The sequence below is a fragment of the Staphylococcus sp. GDY8P131P genome (assembly GCF_017891975.1).
Taxonomy (GTDB): domain Bacteria; phylum Bacillota; class Bacilli; order Staphylococcales; family Staphylococcaceae; genus Staphylococcus; species Staphylococcus nepalensis.
Window position 1 is genome coordinate 124,282 of record NZ_JAESKF010000008.1, and the last position, 19,879, is coordinate 144,160.

Here is a 19,879-nt window from a genome sequence, read left to right on the forward strand (position 1 = left end):
AAATAATTTTAAAATAAACAAGAAGAAACACAGTCAGTTTACAATCTTTGACTGTGTTTCTTCTTGTTTATTTTACTTTTTTAGCTAACTTTGTGATGTAATTAAAGAAATCGTTATGTTCAACATGGTTCACGACAGAAAGTAACCGCCCGTTTTGTTCATCGATATAGGTACGACCTTGACTAGGACCTTCCGTATAAACAGAGGCTTTAACATCATATTGCTTTACAAGGTTTGGTTTACCTACATAAGCGGTAGTCAAAACATCCCATAAAAAATAAGTAGAATTTGTTTGGAAATGTGTGAGAGGTGGAACAGCTGCATAACTTACACCTAAAAAATCTACGCCTGTATAATGACGTTCGTTTGCCCACATTTGTCTGATATCCCACGTCATTGGGACCTGATTCGTGCTTTCTAAAGCGACCATATCAATTTTCATTTCTGTATCAAAAACAGTTTTAACTGCTTCAGGATCCCAGAACGCGTTCCATTCAGCTGTACCATCATGTTCTGGTTCTTCAACATTTCCTTTTTCTAAGAATGTGCCACCCATCCAAACAAGACGTTCAATGTTATGGACAATTTTTGGATCCACAGTAATGGCTTTAGCTAAATCAGTAAGTGGGCCAGTAAATAATAATGTTACTTTTTCTTTGCTCATGTTCACTTTTTCTATAATATCTTCGTAAGCTGAATCCGCTAATAGTTGAGATTGTTGAGGTACTTGTTCATTTAAAATAGGTAGGGCATCCATAAAAAAGGCATGCATACGCCAGTCTTTAGGGAATGGGTTCTTACCACGTTCTTTCGAAGCTGCTATGTGAATAGGCGTTTTTGAAAAACGATTCACTATTTTTTGAGAAGCGCTTGTAGCTGGTTCGATATAACTATCGGCACCAATTGCGCTGACACCAATTAAATCGATATCCTCCATATGTATTAATAAGAAAAGCGAAATTAAATCATCTACGCCACCATCATGATTGAAATAAACCTTCTTCATAATATTTAGTCCTCCAATTTTGATTATTTAAAATGATTATACCAAATAAGTATCAAATACATATCTTTGTTTATCAACGCATAGATTATTAAATTGATTAAATATATAAAATGAAATTTTAAATATACATCATTCAAGTGTTTATAAATTAATGTATAGGTTATTTTATATTTATGAAAGTAAATAAGGGGTGTTATTTTTGTGAAGTTTAAAAAAGAAAAAGTGAATCATATAGATTCAGGTCAAGCTAAAAAAGGGGTTGTAGCTACGGGGATTGGTAATGCAATCGAATGGTTTGATTTTGGTCTATACGCGCAATTAGCAGTGATTATAAGTGCAAATTTCTTTGGTAATCTACCACAAGAAATGCAGATTGTTTCAACATTTGCTGTATTTGCGTTTGCATTTATTGTAAGACCTATCGGTGGCATATTTTTTAGTCACTTAGGAGATAAATATGGTCGGAAAATTGTTTTATCGACAACTATTTTATTAATGGCAGCTTCAACATTGATGCTTGGTTTATTACCGACCCAAGAACAAATTGGTATTTGGGCGCCTATATTATTGTTAGTTGTACGAATGATTCAATCATTTTCAACAGGTGGGGAATACGCAGGCGCAATGACGTATATTGCTGAGACTTCGCCAGATAAAACACGTGGCAAATTAGGCAGTGGACTTGAGGTAGGTACACTTGCTGGAAATATTTTAGCCGCCATATTAGCAGGTACGATGTATAGCTTGTTGAACGATCAACAAATGGCTGAATGGGGTTGGAGAATTCCATTTATCATTGCAGCGCCATTAGGTATTGTGGGTATTATCCTTCGTTCATCACTTGATGAAAGTCCTGCATATGAGTCTACGTTAGAAGAACAAGAAGAATTAGAATATTCATATTTAGATATATTTAAATATTATTGGAAAGATGTAGTGGTTTGCTTTACAGGTGTGGCTTTCTTAAATGTAGCTAATTATATGGTGTTATCTTATATGCCATCTTTCTTAAATGCAACGATTAATTTAGGTGGAACGATGGGCTCTATACTCAGTACGATTACGATGTTACTTATGATACCAGCTGTTTTTTTCTTCGGTTGGTACAGTGATAAAATTGGTAATAAGCGTACCATTATATTTGGTTTAGTTGGATTTAGTTTATTCTCCGTACTCGCGTTTTGGTTAATGAGTATACCGATGTTGCCGTTCGTGGTGATTGGGTTATTTATCATTGCACTATTTATGTCAACATTTGAAGGCGTTATGCCTTCAGTATTACCGAGTATGTTCCATACTAAAGTGAGATTACGTACGTTGTCTCTTGTTTATAATATCGGCGCTGCTATTTTTGGCGGTTTAACGCCATTTATACTTTCTACATTGGTAGAAACGACCGGACAACAAATTGCACCATCGTATTATTTAATGTTCATTAATGTAGTTGGACTTATTATTTTCTTAACTATGTTTAAATCCACATCAAATAAATCTCTAAGAGGATCATATCCAAACGTTGAAACACAAGAAGATTTTGAAGACGTCATTCAAAATCCAAAGGACGCATTATGGTGGGAGCAAGAAGTTAAGCATGAATATCAAGGACCAACATACAACGATTAGAAAATATATCATATAAATGAATGAGGCTGAGACATTGTTATGTCCAGCCTCATATTTTTATGTAAGGCGCACAATTTATTTAATGTAATAGTATATTGAAGTAAGTGAATATGACTATAAATTAAAATTTAAGTTAGTTTAAAAAATAAAAGAAAAATCAAATAAATAATTTATTATTAAGTCATTTGTGGTATTATAAAAACAATAAAACTTAAGGGGAGGCTGAAGGGTATGTCTAAGTCAGTAAAGATAATTATTGTAGTCGTTATTGGGGTATTATTAATTGCAGGTATAGGGGGCGCTGCTTTTTACTATTTTGCCAAAAACACACCTAAGAACACATATTTATTAAGTGAAAAAGAAACAGCGAATCAATTTCAAACATACGCAAAGGATCGTTTTGAAAATGAGTTCGAATTTCAAGATAAAATGAAAGATGAGTCATATTTAATTGATTTAAAAGCAAATGCAGATGTGCCAAAACGTTTATTGGAGTCATCAGGTATTCCTCGATCCGTTGCAGATGCTTCTGAATTAGGATTAACAGTGGGACATGATCCTAAAAAAGAAAAATCAGTTTTAGCGTTAAATCCAACGATTGCAGACAATGAAATTGGGAAGTTTCAATGGGCCGCAGATAAAGATAACCAATATTATGCATCGCCGTTATTTGATAATGTGTATAAAGCAAAAAATGATGAGCTCATTGGTGTTTATGAAAAAATAACAGGTGATACATCAAGTGCTACAAATCGTGATAGCGTCATCACAAATGATACATTAAATTTGAATTCATTATTATCAGGCACACAAATTTCGCAAGAAGATATTGATGAACTGAGTAGTAAATATACAGATATTATTATAGATAAATTAGATGATGATCATTTTGAAAAAGAAAAAAAGACAATTGATGTAAATGGTGACGATACAGATGTTAATAAAGTGACATTAAACATCAATCGTAGTGAGACAAAATCCATTCTGAAATCAGTTTTAGAAAAAGCTAAGAAAGATAAAGACATTAAAAAAATTGCAGAAGATCAATTCAAAGTTGAAGATTATGAAGATAGTGTGGATGATGCGTTACAAGAAGTAAAAGATACGGATAAAGATGATTTCCCGAGTATTAAATCAGTAATTTGGGAAGAAGACAATCAAATTCTTAAACGTGAACTCACAGCTAAAGATAATAATAACCAAGAAGTGAAATTAGAAGGTGAGAGTCAAATTGATGATGATAAGTTAGTTGTAGATTATAAGGTTATTGCAGATGATACTGAATTGTCATTAAAAGGTAAATCTACAAAAGACGAGGATAAATATAAAGATAGTTATACTGTGGGCACTGACGAAAGTTATAAGAAATCAGAAATTAAATTAACAAATAACGAAACTCAAGATGGAGATAAACGCACAGATAAAGGCAAGGTTGTTGTTGATGCGAATTACCAAACGACTGAATTTGAATATAACAATCAGTTAGAAACTGATGTGAAGAATAATACACAAAAACAAGATTTTAAACTTACTACAGATATCGAATATGAACCAGTAACATTTAATATTAAAGGTGAAACAAAGCTTAAAGATGATATTAAATTTGACCAATCAGATGCTGAAGATTTAAATAGTATGTCTGATAGTGATTTTGAAAAGTTACAGAAAGAAATTTCGAAAAACGCAGAGGATATCGTTAAAGATTTAGCTAAAGACTTTGAAAAATAATTGAGAAGGGAGTGGTTAAATGAAAACATTACAATTGTTTCGCATTTACCACTCTTTTTTATTGAAAAAATGGCATTTACTACTATATATATTGCTTATTCTTATAGGGTTGCTTGCCACTTTGTTAGTGGTTCAGCAATTTAATCAAGGTGACGAAAAATTTAGAATTGGCGTTGTCGATAGAGATCAATCTCCTGAAACACAACTTATCCTTCAGTCACTGGGTGATGGCGCTAACTTTGGAAAAGATATTAGTATTAAAAAATATAATAAAAAGGAAGCCCAAAAAAAATTAGAAGCTAAAAATTTAGAAGGTTATTATATTTTTGAAAAGGGCATGACGCATGCTTTTTATAAAAATGGAAGTTTACCTATTTCAGTATATACATATGATAAACAGTCAACCCAAAGCCTGGTTATCAATCAGTTAACGGACTCAGTATATCACAGGTTAATGTTATCGATGGGCGGAGGGTTAACATATACAACATTGGCAACACATAAAGATAAAGAAGCTACATTAATGATGTTGACAGACTTGTTATTTACAGGATTAAATCGTACTGGTGCCTTTGATTATGAGCCAATCCATGTATATGATAGTGCAAGTTATTACGTAGTAACTACTTACTTAGCTTCCATTTATATTTTAGCTTTGTCGCTGTTCACAATTTTAAAAATGAATCAAACGACTGCATTGAGATCAAGATTGTGCATGTATCATTTTTCTTTTGAAAAATTAACGTTAATACGAAGCTTATTTACGCTATTTTATACAAGCTTATGGGCAGTTGTCGGCGTTTTATGGGTGCTTAAAGTATTACCTAATCAATTTGAGAGTTATAATTGGTTAACCATTATAATTCAGCTGATCTATTATGTATTAATGATTATCATTTGGTTAACTATTATTGATTTGATTGCTTTTAAATGGATGAACTATGTATTAAAAAGTATATTGAGCATATTAATCCTTGTACTATCTGGTCTTACGATACCAACGATTTATTTTAAACATTCAATATTGGGAATATTTGATTCCTCGCCATTGAGTTTTGTGACGAACCAAATGCTAGAAATTGTGTTAAATAATTATATTTTGGATATGTCAATCACCTTTTATGGCAGTATACTTTTATCTATCCTCATCTTAATATGGATAGTTGTTGGGAGGTATCGTTTATGATTCAACCCTATTTTTTCATAGTTGTAAAAAAACAATGGAAACAGCATTTAATGTTTTTATGCGTCTTATTGTTCACTTTATTATCGATTTGGAGTGTATACAAAGTATTGAATAAATCGCTTCAAATTCCAGTGGCAATACAAGATATGGATCAATCATCGGTTTCTAAAGCATTAGTCCAAAATATTACACGCAATGAATTTATTACAACAATTAAAGTGCCAACTGATGAAACATACTTAGATGAATATATAGATAGAAAAGAAGCAACCGTCAGTTTGAAAATTCCTGAAAATTTTAGCCAGCGGCTACAAGAAAATAATCTAAAAGAAACTATTGTATTATATGGAAGAGATGATTTTATTGGTAACATTACATTAGAAATCATAAGTAGGTCACTATACGAACAACAAATTCCGAATATCATCAAAAGTCATCTAGAGTATAAAGGTGATGACGTTACTTTAAATAAAGTAAATAATACATTGAATAAAAAGACACCTCAATCTCAAATCGCACATTATTTTGTAAAAGACCATTCAGAAACTTCTATTTCATTAAGTATTATTTTTGCGATCGTGTTGTGTGTTAGTAGTATACAAATTGTGTTACATCAGAGGTTAAAACAAAATGGTCCGCTCATCCGATTGTTTATATACCAATACAGTCAATTGAAATTGTATGCTACATATATTATTACACATACAGTTTTATTATTAGCGGTACTAGTCATAAGCGCTATATTGTTTAACCAATCGTTATCATGGGGATTTTATTCGAAATCATTTTTAATTATTTTGCTATTTGAAGCGGGGGTTACTTACTTATTATTCAAAGTAAACACATTGAGTCATAGATTATTTTTGACGTTGATATATGGACTTGTCATAAGTTTCATTTATATCGTCATACAGATTTAGGAGGGATGGGATGATAACATTAAAAGGTGTGCAGAAGAAATATCGGAATAAAACCATTTTCCAGTCTCTTAATATGACATTTGAAGATAAACAGTTAACTGTCTTATTAGGTGAAAATGGCGCTGGTAAATCAACGCTATTGAACATTATTTCAGGGCTAGAACAATCCGACCAAGGTGAAATTACCTACTTTGGTCAAAAGTTATCTAAAAAACAATTGCAAGAGAATATAGGATATGTACCTCAAGCTATTGCATTATTTGAACATATGACAGTCAATGAAAATATTAACTGTTTCAAAGCATTATGTAAACGATCGATATCTGACGATTTAATTATGAAATATATAAAACAATTAAATTTAAAAGATTTACATGTTACAGTTTCAAATTTATCTGGGGGCACTCAACGTAAAGTAAATGTACTGATTGGTTTGTTAAGCCAACCTCAAATACTCATCTTAGATGAACCTACTGTAGGTATAGATTTAAAATCTAGGTATGATATTCATCGCTTGTTAAACCAAATGAAGCATGAATGCTTGATTATATTGACCACGCATCATTTAGACGAGGTAGAAGCATTGGCAGATTGTATTAAAGTTATAGGTTCTGATCCTTTCTACAAAGACGTATTACAAGATAAACAATGGCGATATGAAAGCTATGAACAATAAATATCCATATTTAAGTGAAAAGTATATTGGTTATCGCAGATGGATATCCTTTCTAAAAGTGAGATTTTAACTTTGAAAGAGGTCAATACGTCAATAACGATATACTTTTTACTTACCATAAAATAACAACGTTGTTATTTTGAAGGAAAAAAGATATAATATACACCTATGAATTCGTTTTCATTTTTGAAAAAGTATGTTTGGAGGATTTAAGTTGTCATTTTTGAGTGAAAATTTACCGTTAATATCGCTTGTGTTAGGTGTAGCTTTATTATTATTTTTAAATATAAAATTAAAAATCAATAGTATTTTCTCTTTGATTTTTGCAGCAATTGCTGTGGGTTTAATCAATGGTATGAAACCCATGGCTATATTAGACACAATAAAAGAAGGGCTAGGGTCAACACTCGGCAGCCTTGCGCTTATTATTGGTTTTGGCGCGATTTTAGGAAAACTAATGGTCGATTCAGGCGCGGCCCAACGCATAGCTTCTACATTGATAGATAAATTTGGTTCTAAGCATGTACATTGGGCACTTATTATTATAGGTGCTGTTTTTGGTATTTCTGTGTTTTATGAAGTAGCATTTATGATTTTGGCACCTTTAGTTATAAGTATTGCCGTAGAAGCTAAAATGCCATTTATGAAATTAGCGATTACTATGGTAGCCGCTACTACTTTATCCCATAGCCTGTTTCCACCACAAGCAGGGCCGACTGCACTTGTAGATGCGTACCAAGCTGATATGGGTATGGTCTATATTTTAGGGATGATTGTTTTTATACCAGGTGTAATGATTGCAGGTATACTCTTACCAAAAATCATGAAAAAATTGGACTATCCTGTACCGCCTTTGTTGAAAAAAAGTAAGGAATTTAGTGAAGAAGAAATGCCTAACTTCGGTTTGAGTTTGTTAATACCATTAATTCCTGCTATTTTAATTTCAATTTCAACAATATTGAACATGTTTGTAACTGAAGATACTTTGTTACACGAAATTGTATCATTTATTGGGAGCGCAGAAATTAGCCTTATTATAGCCATTATTGCATCTGTCATTGTCTTTGGGTTAAGAAAAGGCAAAAAGATGGATGAAATGATGAAGTCATTTGAAAATGGATTAAAAGGTGTAGCAACAATCATATTTATTGTAGGTGCGGGTGGTGCTTTCAAAGAAATCATTTTAAAAGCAAATGTCGGTGACTATATTGCAGGTATTATGCAAAATACGGCTATATCACCACTTATTATGGCTTGGTTAATTACAGCATTAATACGTATTGCGACAGGGCAAGGTGTTGTTTCAGCAATAACTGCAGCAGGCATTGTTGGCCCTCTGATTCCTACCTTTAATGTAAACCCAGTACTAATGGTTTTAGCAACTGCTGCCGGTAGTAATACTATCACGCATGTAAATGATGCTTCATTCTGGTTGTTTAAAGAATACTTTAATATATCGATCAAAGATACCTTTAAAACATGGGGGCTTTTATTGTTAACAACGTCTGTTGTAGGTTTAATCGTTGTGTTGATTATGGATTTATTTATATAAAAATGATGTTGAAAAGTAGAGGGACAATGTACTAGTTCCTCCTATGATAAACGATGCTAATGCAAATAGGTTTGCATGCTTTTCGTAGGCATACATGTGTAAGAGGATGAGACATAGATAATGTTTCATCCTTAAATATTGGCAGTAGATGACTGAAATGATAATACGCTTATATCAAGCTTTTAAAGTGGTATTTTTTAATTGATTAAGTTGATGGCGCTCACGCAAACGTTTTATCTTTTCCATGCTTTTTTCTAGCCATCATTGCCGGGGCGGGCAGAAATCATTTTATAAAAATATGATTTTTGTCCCGCTCCTTTCTTTTATTTTATAAAGATAGGCCATACTGTGTCTTATGAAGATAGAATTAACTATTTGGAACTAAGTGCACCACATTAGAGTAAGTTTAAAGTACCGTAACTTTATCTTTAAAATGATTTAATTTAGCTGTTTCAATAAGACCATCGCTAATAAAATAATCTAAAGTAGCTATGTCACAAATTTTTACTGTAACGATTTTATCTATTTTTGAACTATCTGCAGTTAAATAAGTATGTTTGGAAATATCTAAAATTTTTCTACGCGTTTCAACTTCTTCTAAATTATAATCGGTAACCCCTTTGTCTAGGGATACCCCGCTGCAACAAATGAACGATTTATCGATATTTAATTGGTCAAAATTAAATAAAAAATCAAAACTGGTGATAGAATGTTCAGACTGTCGCACTTTCCCTCCGATACTTATAATTGTATGACCTTGATTTAATGCTTGTAACATAACAGGTATTGAGTTTGTAATAATTGTTAAGTTTTTCAGTTTATAAAGGTGTTTAGCGATTTGTAAAGTGGTAGACCCGCTATCTAAGAATATACAATCTCCCTCCGATATTTCTGCAATTGCTTTTAAAGCAATTGTATTTTTTTTATTTATATTTAAGTCTAAACGTTGTTCAATAATAGATTCACCATTGGACGACTGTTTAAGACGGATGCCGCCATACTCTTTCGTGATTAAGTCATCTTTGACTAATTGTTGAATATCTCTTCTTAATGTTTCCATAGAAATTTGTAATGCATCTTTAAGTGATTTTAATTTTAAAAATTCATCTTTTTCAAGCTTTTCAAGGATTTTTTTTCTTCTTTCTGTAGGTAACAACAAGATTCCCCTCCCTATATAATTGAAAATTAGTAAATAGTTTGTAATAATATGGTCAAAAGTTAATCATTTTTTACAATTAATTAATACTGAATCAATAAACATATTCTATACTTTTAGTATAACAAATAGGAGGTGTTAGCTGTGCTGCAATTGCGAAATATTAGCAAAAGCTATAACGATAATAACGTACTTAAAGATATTAACCTATCTATTGAAAAAGGAGAAATAGTTAGTTTATTGGGACCCAGTGGGTGTGGAAAGACGACGTTGTTAAATATGATTCTAGGGTTAACAGAGGTGACACAAGGCCAAATTCTATACAATAATAGAGAGATACAATGTAAACCAATGCAAAAACGAAACTTCAATATTGTCTTTCAAGATTTTTGTTTATTTCCTCATTTGAGTGCCTATGAAAATATAGTCTATGGTTTAAAAAATATAAAAAAGCGTATTCATGATAAAAGGGTAACCGATTTAATTGAACTATTAGCGCTAAGGCCTCATTTAAATAAGAAAGTTCATGAATTGTCTGGTGGTCAAAAGCAACGTGTATCCATTGCACGTACGATTGTAATGGAGCCTGAAATCTTATTGATGGATGAGCCTTTAAGTGCACTAGATAGCGTGATAAAAGAATCCATTAAAGATATGATCCAAAGGATTTCTAAGACACTCTCTCTTACTACTATTATTGTTACACATGACCCAGAAGAGGCATTAACAATGGCAGATAAAGTAGTCGTGATTGAGAACGGGGAAGTTGCGCAATTTGGTACACCAAATGATATTCTTAATCATCCTAAGAGCGAATTTGTTGAAAGATTTATATTAAAACAATTGAAAATTAAAAGAGATCATATATATCGTTTATTTGGTGATCGCCATGGCGCATAAGTTATGGTCACAACGCATTACCTTTAGTTTAATTTTACTTTTTTTCATTGTATTTTTATTTTTACCCATCATTTATTTATTAGGACGTTCATTTTATTTAGAAGGCCAATTGACACTGTATCATTACAAAAACATTTTCACTAATCTCGAAATAGTCGATGCACTTTTTAATAGTCTGAAGATATCTTCAAGTGCAGCTATCGTTACTACGATGATTGCATTCTTTATGTCTTACGCCATCCATATGACACATTCACCAAAATGGATACAGTCATATATTAAGCGTATGACGTTAATGCCAATGCTTGTCCCTACAATTACATATGGTTTTATTTTAATGTATTTATTTGGAAATGAAGGCATTTTAGCCAATATATTGGGTGAACTTCCGTTTACAATTTATGGCAAAAATGGTTTGTTCATTGGCTATATCATTTATACGTTGCCTGCTGCCTATCTTATCATTTCTAATGCTTTTAATTATGTTGATCATCGCTTTTATTACATTTCATCACTGATGAAAGATGGCAAGATAAGAAGGTTTTACCATACGCTATTAAGACCATTACTAGTACCAATTGGTAATGCTTTTGTTTTATCATTTATTTTAAGTTTCACTGATTTTGGCATACCCGCTTCAATTGGAGCAAATTATAGTGTGATATCAACGACACTTTATCAAATGATATTAGGATCTATTCCCAAATTTGCTGAAGGTGCTGTGATTGCAATGCTTATGCTTATACCTGCAATGCTAGGATTTATATTTCTAACAGCAATTGAAAGATGGAATGTCCAACAACAAGCTATAAATCATACCAGTTTACCTCAAAGAAAATGGCATGATAGGGGGATTAATTTATTTGCCGTTTTAATTGCAACCATTATTTTATTGATTTTCTTAGTTATGTTTGTCGTTCCTTTTACTGAAGACTATCCATATCAATTAGCGTTTACGTTGAAACATATTATAAATGTGATCAAGGATGAAATTTTATTAGATGTTTATATACAATCTCTATTTGTAGCGGTAGCAACTGCATTTTTGGGCAGCATCATTAGTTTCACGGGTGCATTAATCACTGTGAGAACAAAAGTAAAAGGCAGGCAGATGTTAAATATGATTTCTCTAATCACTAACACTGTGCCAGGTATGATATTAGGACTTTCTTATTTATTGTTTTTTCAAAATAGCTCAATTAAAGGCACGTTATTGATTGTAGTTTTTAGTATTATTGTTCATTACTATACAACCCCCTATGTGATGGCGAAAAGTGCGTTAGAAAAGTTAAATCATTCGTGGGACATAACGAGTACACTTTTACAAGATCAATGGCATGAGACGATATTTAAAATCATTTTACCGAATATGAAAATAACAATCGTTGAAATAATGAATTATTACTTTATCAATGCAATGGTTACGATTAGTGGTGTTATATTTTTAGTTTCCACTTCAACCCAACTCGTATCGACTGAAATAAATCAGTTACAACATTTTAATCGCTTTACGGATATATTTATTTTGTCGATTTTAATTTTCCTTACCAATGTATGTATACGAAGTATAAGTAGCGGTTGGCTACATTATCTAGAAAAGAAAGGATGAGCCTAATGAAAAGTAAGTGGAAAATCATTGTGCTTGGTCTAATCACTGTCATTATCCTATATTTTTCCTTTTTTGGACTTGGTTCATCTACAGATAAAGTAGTCATTTCAACGAATGCAGACGAAGAGGCTATTACTGTCATGGAAAAAGCTTTAGACCGTAATGGTTTTAAAGGAGAATATATCGTCCAACCGCAATCGACTGCTGAATTAGGTGGGAAAATGATGGCGGAAGGAAAAAATATAGAAGCAGATATTATTACGCAAGCAACCTATTATTTGGAAAGTGCACAGAGAGAAAATAACATGTTTACTGATGTTGAAGGTACAAATAAAAAGACAACAGATACTTACCCAGATTATATTACACCACTGTTAGGTAATATGGGTTCTTTATTTGTTAATACAGAGGTTATCAAGGAAAAAGGATTAGAAACACCGGAATCTATCCATTCATTAACAAATACGCAATATAAAAATCAAGTAGCAATGCCGAACGTCATTGACTCTTCCACAGGATGGTTGGTGATACAAAGTATCTTAAATGAATATGGCAATAAAGAGGGGCAGAAGATACTAACACAACTCTTGAACAATGTCGGTCCTCATTTAGAAAGTTCAGGGTCTGGGCCGCTTAAAAAAGTTGAATCTGGAGAGGCAGCTATCGGTGTAGGGTTACGTTCACAAGCTATTGATGCCGAGAAAAAAGGCAAACCCATTCGTTATATTGATCCGACAGAAGGTAACTTTTCGTTAGTAGAAGGTGCAGCAGTTGTTAATAAAGGAGGTGAAAAGCAACAGAAAGCTGAGAAAATGATTCGTGTTATACAAAAATACGGGCGTAAAGATTTATTAGAACAATACCCAGTGCCTCTTTATAAAGGGGAGAAAGTCGAAAAACAGCAACAACCTACTTACCCCAAAAAGTGGAATGGTAGATTAACGATAGATTTATTAGGGGAACATCAAGAAATATTCCAAGAAGCTAAAAAGGAAGCGCAAAACTAACAATGTATAGGAGTGATTAAATGGAACAATTAAAATTATTAACGCCAGGACCTTTGACAACGAGTGATACAGTGAAACGTGAAATGCTAATAGACCGTTGCACATGGGATGATGACTATAAAAATTTAACACAAAGTATTCAACAACGCTTATTAGATATTGCAAAAGTAGACGCTCAAAATTATACATCTATTTTACAACAAGGGAGTGGAAGTTTTGTCGTAGAAAGTATTATTCAAACGGCGTTGTCCCCAACAGATCATATACTGATTATAAGTAATGGTGCGTATGGGAAGAGAATGATAGAAATGGCATATGCTACAGGAAAGAACGTAACTGAGTTAAACCTACCATACAATGAGGCGCCTTCCGTTGGAAAAGTCAAACAGCTTTTAGAAAAAGATGCAACACTAACGCATATTGCTGTGGTGCATTGCGAAACTACGACAGGTATTTTGAACCCTATAGAAGCAATTTGTGAGCTGGCACGAAAGTTTGATAAGAAAATAATTATAGATGCTATGAGTAGTTTTGGCGGTATCCCAATTGAGGTTGAGGAGTTAGACATAGATTTTTTAGTTAGTAGTGCAAATAAATGCATACAAGGTGTGCCTGGCTTTGGATTTGTTATTGCTAAAAGACAAAGTTTAGAACAAACGAAAGGAAATGCAAGAAGTGTATCTCTTGATTTATATGAACAGTGGTCTGTAATGAAAGACAGTGGTAAATGGCGTTATACATCTCCAACACATGTAGTGGCAGCATTTTATCAAGCAATTTTAGAATTAGAAAATGAAGGCGGCGTTCATGTTCGTAATGAAAGATATGCTTCTAATAATCAATTCGTTATTCAATCTATGAAACGTTTGGGGTTTGAACCGTATATAGACAATCAATATCAATCACCAATCATTACTACTTTTTTATACCCAAATCAAAATTTTGATTTTGATTGCTTTTATGAATATATGAAAAAACATCATTTTGTATTATATCCTGGGAAATTAATGGAAACGCCTTCCTTTAGGATTGGAAACATTGGAGATTTACATCGTCAAGATTTTGAAAATATGATTCAGCATATAGAAAATTATAAATTAAAGGAGTAAATATTTATGACTAAAATAAAAGGTATTATTATGGATTGGGCGGGGACGACGATAGATTTTGGGTGTTTTGCGCCAGTAAATGTATTTGTTGATATTTTTAAAAAAGCGGGAATTGAGGTTACGATTGAAGAAGCTAGAGAGCCCATGGGAATGTTAAAGCGTGACCATATCAAAGCGATGACTGAAATGCCACGTATTCATCAAGCTTGGAGAGATGAATTTGATAATGTGCCGACAGAAAAAGATATCGACCAATTATATGCTCATTTTGAAAATGCGTTGATGAAGCAACTTAAATCATTTACGCATCTTATACCAGACGTGAATGATACTATAAGTGCACTGCAAGCAGAAGGTTACCTTATTGGTTCTACTACAGGGTATACTAAAGAAATGATGGAAGTCGTTGCTCCTGAAGCTAAACGTAAAGGATATGCACCTCATAATATAGTTACAGCAGAACAAGTAGATGGTTATGGTAGACCATATCCATACATGATTTTCAAAAATATTCAACAACTTAAATTATCCTCTGTTAAAGAAGTGATTAAATTAGGTGATACGGCTTCTGATATTAAAGAAGCTATCAACGCAGGGGTGACAGCTGTAGGTGTTATTAAAGGGAGTTCCGTTGTTGGATTGAATGAACAACAATGGAATGATTTAACAGAACATGAACGAAACACCTATATTGAAGAAGCAACGCATATATTTAAGCAAAATAATGCAGACTATATAATAAAAGATATCACACAATTACCACAATTATTAAAACAACTTAATGCTTGATCATGTTAATTAAAATAAAAACACAATTTCATACCTTCTATATATGCAAATTGTATACAATTAGTTACTTGTATCTATTGAAAAATCAGAAAATTTCAATAGATACATTTTTTATTGTATTAACAGTTTTTAAAGCATATTACATAAGATTTTTTTGAAATAAACCTTTGACTTATTACATATAAAAGTGTATTATTTATGAATATTAATTCAAAAATAAGAATAATAATAAGAGGTTGGTGGATTTAGTGAATAATCTATTTGATTTAACAGACCATTACAGTTCGAATAACTATAGCCCTTTGAAATTAGCATTAGCTAAAGGTAAAGGCGCTCAAGTTTGGGATGTGGAAGGCAAGCGTTATATTGATTGCATAGCTGGATTTTCAGTGGTTAATCAAGGACATTGTCATCCTAAAATTATTGAAGCTTTCCAAGCGCAAAGTGAACAGATTACAATGGTGTCTCGTGCATTATATAGTGACAACTTAGGTCAATGGGAAGAAAAAATTTGTAAGTTAGCTAATAAAGACAAAGTGTTACCTATGAACACTGGTACTGAAGCAGTTGAAACAGCAATTAAGATCGCGCGTAAATGGGGTTCGGATGTTAAAGGTATTAAAGAAAATGAAAGTGAAATCATTGCTATGAATGGTAACTTTCATGGTCGTACATTAGGTGCTTTATCTCTGTCTGCACAAGATAGTTATAAAGATGGATTTGGCCCATTATTAGGTAATGTGAATTATATAGATTTTGGAGATATTGAATATTTAAAAACATTGATTAATGATCATACCTCCGCTATTATTTTAGAACCCATACAAGGTGAGGGTGGCGTCAATATACCACCAGACTATTTTATACAGGAAGTCCGTAATTTATGTGATCAACATAATATTTTATTAGTTGCAGATGAAATTCAGGTTGGCCTGGGCAGAACTGGCAAAATGTTTGCTATGGAATGGGAAGGCGTAGAACCAGATATTTATTTATTAGGTAAATCATTGGGTGGCGGACTTTATCCTATTTCAGCAATACTAGCAAATGAAGCTGTTATGAACGTATTAACGCCAGGCACACACGGTTCTACATTTGGGGGAAACCCACTTGCATGCGCTGTTTCGACGGCTGCATTAGATGTGTTGATTGATGAAAATTTAATTGAACGTTCAGCTAAATTAGGGCAATTATTGCTTAATCAATTACAGCTTATCGATAGCCCAATTATTTATGATGTCAGGGGGAGAGGATTGTTTATTGGTATTGAATTGACAGAACAAGCACAACCCTATTGTTTAGAAATGATTGAAAAAGGTGTGCTATGCAAAGAAACACAAGGCAATATTATTAGAATTGCACCGCCTTTAGTAATTAATGAAGCGGAAATCAATAAAGTGATTGAAGTAATTAGTGAAGTACTTGAAAAGAATAAAATAACATCTTAAAAATTCCGAATTTTCAGAAAGGAAGAGTGAAATGATAGAAATTGGGATAGTTGGAGGAAGCGGTTATGGTGCGGTTGAACTGATTCGATTATTACAGCATCATCCAAATGTAACGATTAAATATGTATTTTCACATTCTAAAAACGATGAACCGATAAGTGAGACGTTCCCTCATTTAAGTCATTTAATATTAAATTATACTGCATTAGATGAAAAGGGTGTGTCTTGTGATGTTGTGTTTTTTGCTACACCATCCAATGTAAGTAAACATTTAGCACCAGATTTAGTGGATAAAGGTGTTAAAGTGATTGATTTATCGGGAGATTTTAGGCTATCAAATCGACATATGTATAAAACATTTTACGGAGAGGAAGCCGCTCCGCAACAGCAACTAGATGCAGCCAGTTATAGTATTGCAGAATGGAGCGAAGTGGATTGGCAACATACAAAGCTAATAGCTAATCCGGGTTGTTTCCCTACTTCAATTTTATTAGCTTTGCATCCGCTCGTTGTTCAAGAAGTTATTGATACTGAGTCGATTATTATTGATTCGAAAACAGGCGTTTCAGGTGCAGGGCGTTCATTAGCACAACATGTACATTATGCTGAGATGAATGAAAATTTCAGCGCATATGCTATAGGAAAACATAAACATAAACCTGAAATTGAACAATATATCTCAACGTTATCAGGGAAAGATATCAATGTTACATTCACACCACATCTTGTGCCGATGACGCGTGGTATTCTCTCAACGATTTATGTAAAGTTAAATGAGTACACAACGACAGAGGAACTACAAGCTATTTATAAACAATATTATGATGACAAACCATTTGTGAGGGTTAGGGATATAGGCATATATCCTAAGACAAAAGAAGTTTATGGTAGTAATTTCTGCGATATTGGCATATATGTAGATGAAATAAATCAAATGGCTATTATTGTTTCCGTTATTGATAATTTAGTTAAAGGCGCAAGCGGTCAAGCAATTCAGAATTTAAATCTACTTTATGGATTGGATGAAACAACTGGTTTGAACCAACTCCCAGTTTATCCTTAATAAAATGAAAGGAGAGATGAGATGAAAGAGATTGAAACGATAGATATGCTTAATCAACTTAATATAGATTTACAAGGGGATGTAGGCTCGCCATTAGGATTTATTGCTGGTGGGCTTCACGTAGGGTTAAGAAGAAAGAAAAGAGATTTTGGATGGATTTATTCTACGACAGAAGCTTCGGCTGCAGGTGTTTATACACTTAACCGTTTTAAAGCGGCACCACTTATAGTGACTGAAGAAACCATATATATGAATCAATCATTACAAGCGATTGTGGTTAACTCAGCTAATGCAAATTCATGTACTGGAGCAAGAGGTTTGCAAGATGCGAAAGATACTCAAGCATGGGCAGCTGAACAATTAAATATAGAACCATATAAAATTGGTGTTGCCTCTACAGGCGTTATTGGCTCGTTTTTACCTATGGAAAAAATTCAATACGGAACTCAGCATATTTTAAACGAAAAATATAATCAGAGCCAATTTTTCAACCAATCTATTTTAACGACTGATACAACAACCAAACACTTATCAGTACAAGTTGAAATTGATGGTAAGACGGTCACGATAGGCGGAACTGCAAAAGGTTCAGGTATGGTGCATCCTAATATGGCAACAATGCTTGGTTTTATCACCACAGATGCGAACGTCGACGCACGTACTTTAGATAACTGTTTAAAACAAGCAACAGATCAATCGTTTAATATGATTACAGTTGATGGAGATACAAGCACTAATGATATGGTACTTTGCATGGCGAACGGCCAAGTTGATCATCAGTCATTAGATGAAAATCATCCTGAATGGCATAAATTTATATATGCCTTCAATTTTGTAAGTCAATATCTTGCCAAATCGATTGCCAAAGACGGCGAAGGGGCTACGAAATTGGTAACAGCTAAAGTCATAGGCGCATATCATGATAAAGAGGCGAAAAAGATTGCTAAAAGTATTGTATCTTCTAATTTAGTGAAAACAGCAATTCATGGAGAAGATGCAAACTTTGGTAGAATTGTCACGGCTATAGGATATGCTTCCAAACATGTAGAACCAAGCGAGACAAATGTTTCTTTATGTCAATTACCAGTGTTAGAGCATGGTATGCATTTACCATTCGATGAGCAGTTGTTAAAAGCGCGTTTAACAGAAGATAATATTGTCATAGAAGTTTCTGTTGGAGATGGCGATGGTGAAGCAGCAGCTTATGGTTGCGATTTATCATATGAATATGTACGTATCAATGCATCGTACAGAACGTAAGGGGTGTATCAAATGAGTTATATTATTATAAAAATAGGTGGCAGCACTCTAACAAATTTACATGAATCTACAATTGAGGATATTGTTCAATTAAAAAAACAAGGTTATAAGCCATTAATTGTTCATGGTGGTGGGCCTTTCATCAACCAGTCATTAAAATTACAAGGCGTAACATCGGAATTTAAAGATGGTTTAAGAGTGACTACTGATGACGTACTTTCAGTAACAAGTCAAACTTTAATAGGCCAAGTCAACCCGAGTTTAGTTAATAAAATTAATCGATTTGATATTAAAAGCATTGGCATAAATGGTATGGATGCTCAATTATTCGATATTGTGCCATTAGATCCCCAATATGGTTTTGTTGGTGAACCTGCTAATATAGATGTTTCTGTTATAGAGTCATTAACTGATTCTTTTGTTCCAGTCATTGCTTCTATAGGCGTGCTTAAACAAACAGGCCAAATATATAATATTAATGCTGATACACTTGCATATAAACTTGCGCAAGCGTTAAATGCACCTATTTATTTATTGAGCGATATTCCAGGCGTTTTAATTAATGAAAAAGTCCAAGCTTCTCTAAACGCGGAAAGCATTGAAGCATATATTGAACAAAAATTAATATACGGAGGCATGATTCCCAAAGTACAAGATGCGATTCAAGCAATTGAAATGGGATGTCAAAAAGTTGTCATCGCTGCTGGGAGTGAGTCACATATCATTCAAAAGTTACAAAATGGCCATAATGTTGGCACAACAATACAAAATAAATAATTTATATGTAAGACAATATAAAAAGGAAGCGGGACAACAAAACCTATTAAAAATAGATTTCTATCTCGCT

General features: G+C 33.0%; 17 protein-coding genes. 15 read left to right on the forward strand and 2 right to left on the reverse strand.

Translation table 11 applies throughout. The annotated features are described in order from the left end of the window. Positions 1-67: 67 nt before the first annotated feature. The gene (locus KA894_RS08495) at positions 68-1,006 is read right to left on the reverse strand and encodes a nucleoside hydrolase (protein ID WP_096808268.1); all 939 of its coding nucleotides are present in this window, start codon (positions 1,004-1,006) and stop codon (positions 68-70) included. A gap of 201 nt (positions 1,007-1,207) precedes the next feature. Here KA894_RS08495 and KA894_RS08500 point away from each other — a divergent pair, with 201 nt between their 5' ends. The 6 genes from KA894_RS08500 (at position 1,208) to KA894_RS08525 (ending at position 8,691) form a co-directional block, all read left to right on the forward strand. After that, the gene (locus tag KA894_RS08500; protein WP_096808269.1) at positions 1,208-2,629 is read left to right on the forward strand and encodes an MFS transporter; all 1,422 of its coding nucleotides are present in this window, start codon (positions 1,208-1,210) and stop codon (positions 2,627-2,629) included. Between the two features lie 231 nt (positions 2,630-2,860). Next, a complete protein-coding gene (locus KA894_RS08505) occupies positions 2,861-4,357 on the forward strand; it encodes a DUF6583 family protein (protein WP_119487954.1) in 1,497 nt (498 codons plus the stop codon). Positions 4,358-4,376: 19 nt separating this feature from the next. Then, positions 4,377-5,543, forward strand: coding sequence for an ABC transporter permease (locus tag KA894_RS08510; RefSeq protein ID WP_103373090.1), 1,167 nt, complete (start codon positions 4,377-4,379; stop codon positions 5,541-5,543). Beyond that, on the forward strand, positions 5,540-6,463 hold the full coding sequence (locus KA894_RS08515) for an ABC transporter permease (protein WP_096808272.1): 924 nt from the start codon (positions 5,540-5,542) through the stop codon (positions 6,461-6,463). Before KA894_RS08510 ends, KA894_RS08515 begins: the two co-directional genes overlap by 4 nt. Before the next feature lie 10 nt (positions 6,464-6,473). Beyond that, entirely contained in the window at positions 6,474-7,139 is a 666-nt protein-coding gene (locus KA894_RS08520) for an ABC transporter ATP-binding protein (RefSeq protein ID WP_096808273.1), read from the forward strand. Positions 7,140-7,353: 214 nt separating this feature from the next. Beyond that, positions 7,354-8,691, forward strand: a complete 1,338-nt coding sequence (locus tag KA894_RS08525) for a gluconate:H+ symporter (protein ID WP_115341855.1) — start codon at positions 7,354-7,356, stop codon at positions 8,689-8,691. Positions 8,692-9,097: 406 nt separating this feature from the next. On the opposite strand, the gene KA894_RS08530 is transcribed toward KA894_RS08525, so the two are convergent. Continuing rightward, positions 9,098-9,847: a DeoR/GlpR family DNA-binding transcription regulator gene (locus KA894_RS08530; RefSeq protein WP_115341856.1), complete on the reverse strand. Its 750-nt coding sequence runs from the start codon at positions 9,845-9,847 to the stop codon at positions 9,098-9,100. 144 nt (positions 9,848-9,991) lie between these two features. Between KA894_RS08530 and KA894_RS08535 the strand changes: the two genes are divergently transcribed. From KA894_RS08535 to argB, 9 genes are all read left to right on the forward strand, one after another. Beyond that, the gene (locus KA894_RS08535) at positions 9,992-10,747 is read left to right on the forward strand and encodes an ABC transporter ATP-binding protein (RefSeq protein WP_108909139.1); all 756 of its coding nucleotides are present in this window, start codon (positions 9,992-9,994) and stop codon (positions 10,745-10,747) included. Then, the gene (locus KA894_RS08540) at positions 10,737-12,356 is read left to right on the forward strand and encodes an ABC transporter permease subunit (RefSeq protein ID WP_119487955.1); all 1,620 of its coding nucleotides are present in this window, start codon (positions 10,737-10,739) and stop codon (positions 12,354-12,356) included. Before KA894_RS08535 ends, KA894_RS08540 begins: the two co-directional genes overlap by 11 nt. A gap of 5 nt (positions 12,357-12,361) precedes the next feature. Then, the gene (locus KA894_RS08545; protein WP_103373084.1) at positions 12,362-13,363 is read left to right on the forward strand and encodes an extracellular solute-binding protein; all 1,002 of its coding nucleotides are present in this window, start codon (positions 12,362-12,364) and stop codon (positions 13,361-13,363) included. A 20-nt stretch (positions 13,364-13,383) separates the two neighbouring features. Further along, entirely contained in the window at positions 13,384-14,472 is a 1,089-nt protein-coding gene (locus tag KA894_RS08550) for a 2-aminoethylphosphonate--pyruvate transaminase (RefSeq protein ID WP_119487956.1), read from the forward strand. 6 nt (positions 14,473-14,478) lie between these two features. Continuing rightward, positions 14,479-15,261 carry a phosphonoacetaldehyde hydrolase gene (phnX, locus tag KA894_RS08555; RefSeq protein WP_096808279.1) on the forward strand — a complete coding sequence of 261 codons (783 nt, stop codon included), beginning with the start codon at positions 14,479-14,481 and terminating at the stop codon, positions 15,259-15,261. Between the two features lie 248 nt (positions 15,262-15,509). After that, positions 15,510-16,709 (forward strand): ornithine--oxo-acid transaminase, encoded by a 1,200-nt coding sequence (gene rocD / locus KA894_RS08560; RefSeq protein ID WP_119487959.1) that lies wholly within the window; start codon positions 15,510-15,512, stop codon positions 16,707-16,709. Between the two features lie 31 nt (positions 16,710-16,740). After that, complete coding sequence (gene argC / locus KA894_RS08565) at positions 16,741-17,772, forward strand: N-acetyl-gamma-glutamyl-phosphate reductase (RefSeq protein ID WP_096808280.1); 1,032 nt, start codon at positions 16,741-16,743, stop codon at positions 17,770-17,772. 21 nt (positions 17,773-17,793) lie between these two features. Further along, positions 17,794-19,032 carry a bifunctional glutamate N-acetyltransferase/amino-acid acetyltransferase ArgJ gene (gene argJ, locus KA894_RS08570; RefSeq protein ID WP_096808281.1) on the forward strand — a complete coding sequence of 413 codons (1,239 nt, stop codon included), beginning with the start codon at positions 17,794-17,796 and terminating at the stop codon, positions 19,030-19,032. Positions 19,033-19,044: 12 nt separating this feature from the next. Then, complete coding sequence (gene argB / locus KA894_RS08575) at positions 19,045-19,809, forward strand: acetylglutamate kinase (RefSeq protein ID WP_096808282.1); 765 nt, start codon at positions 19,045-19,047, stop codon at positions 19,807-19,809. Positions 19,810-19,879: the final 70 nt, after the last annotated feature.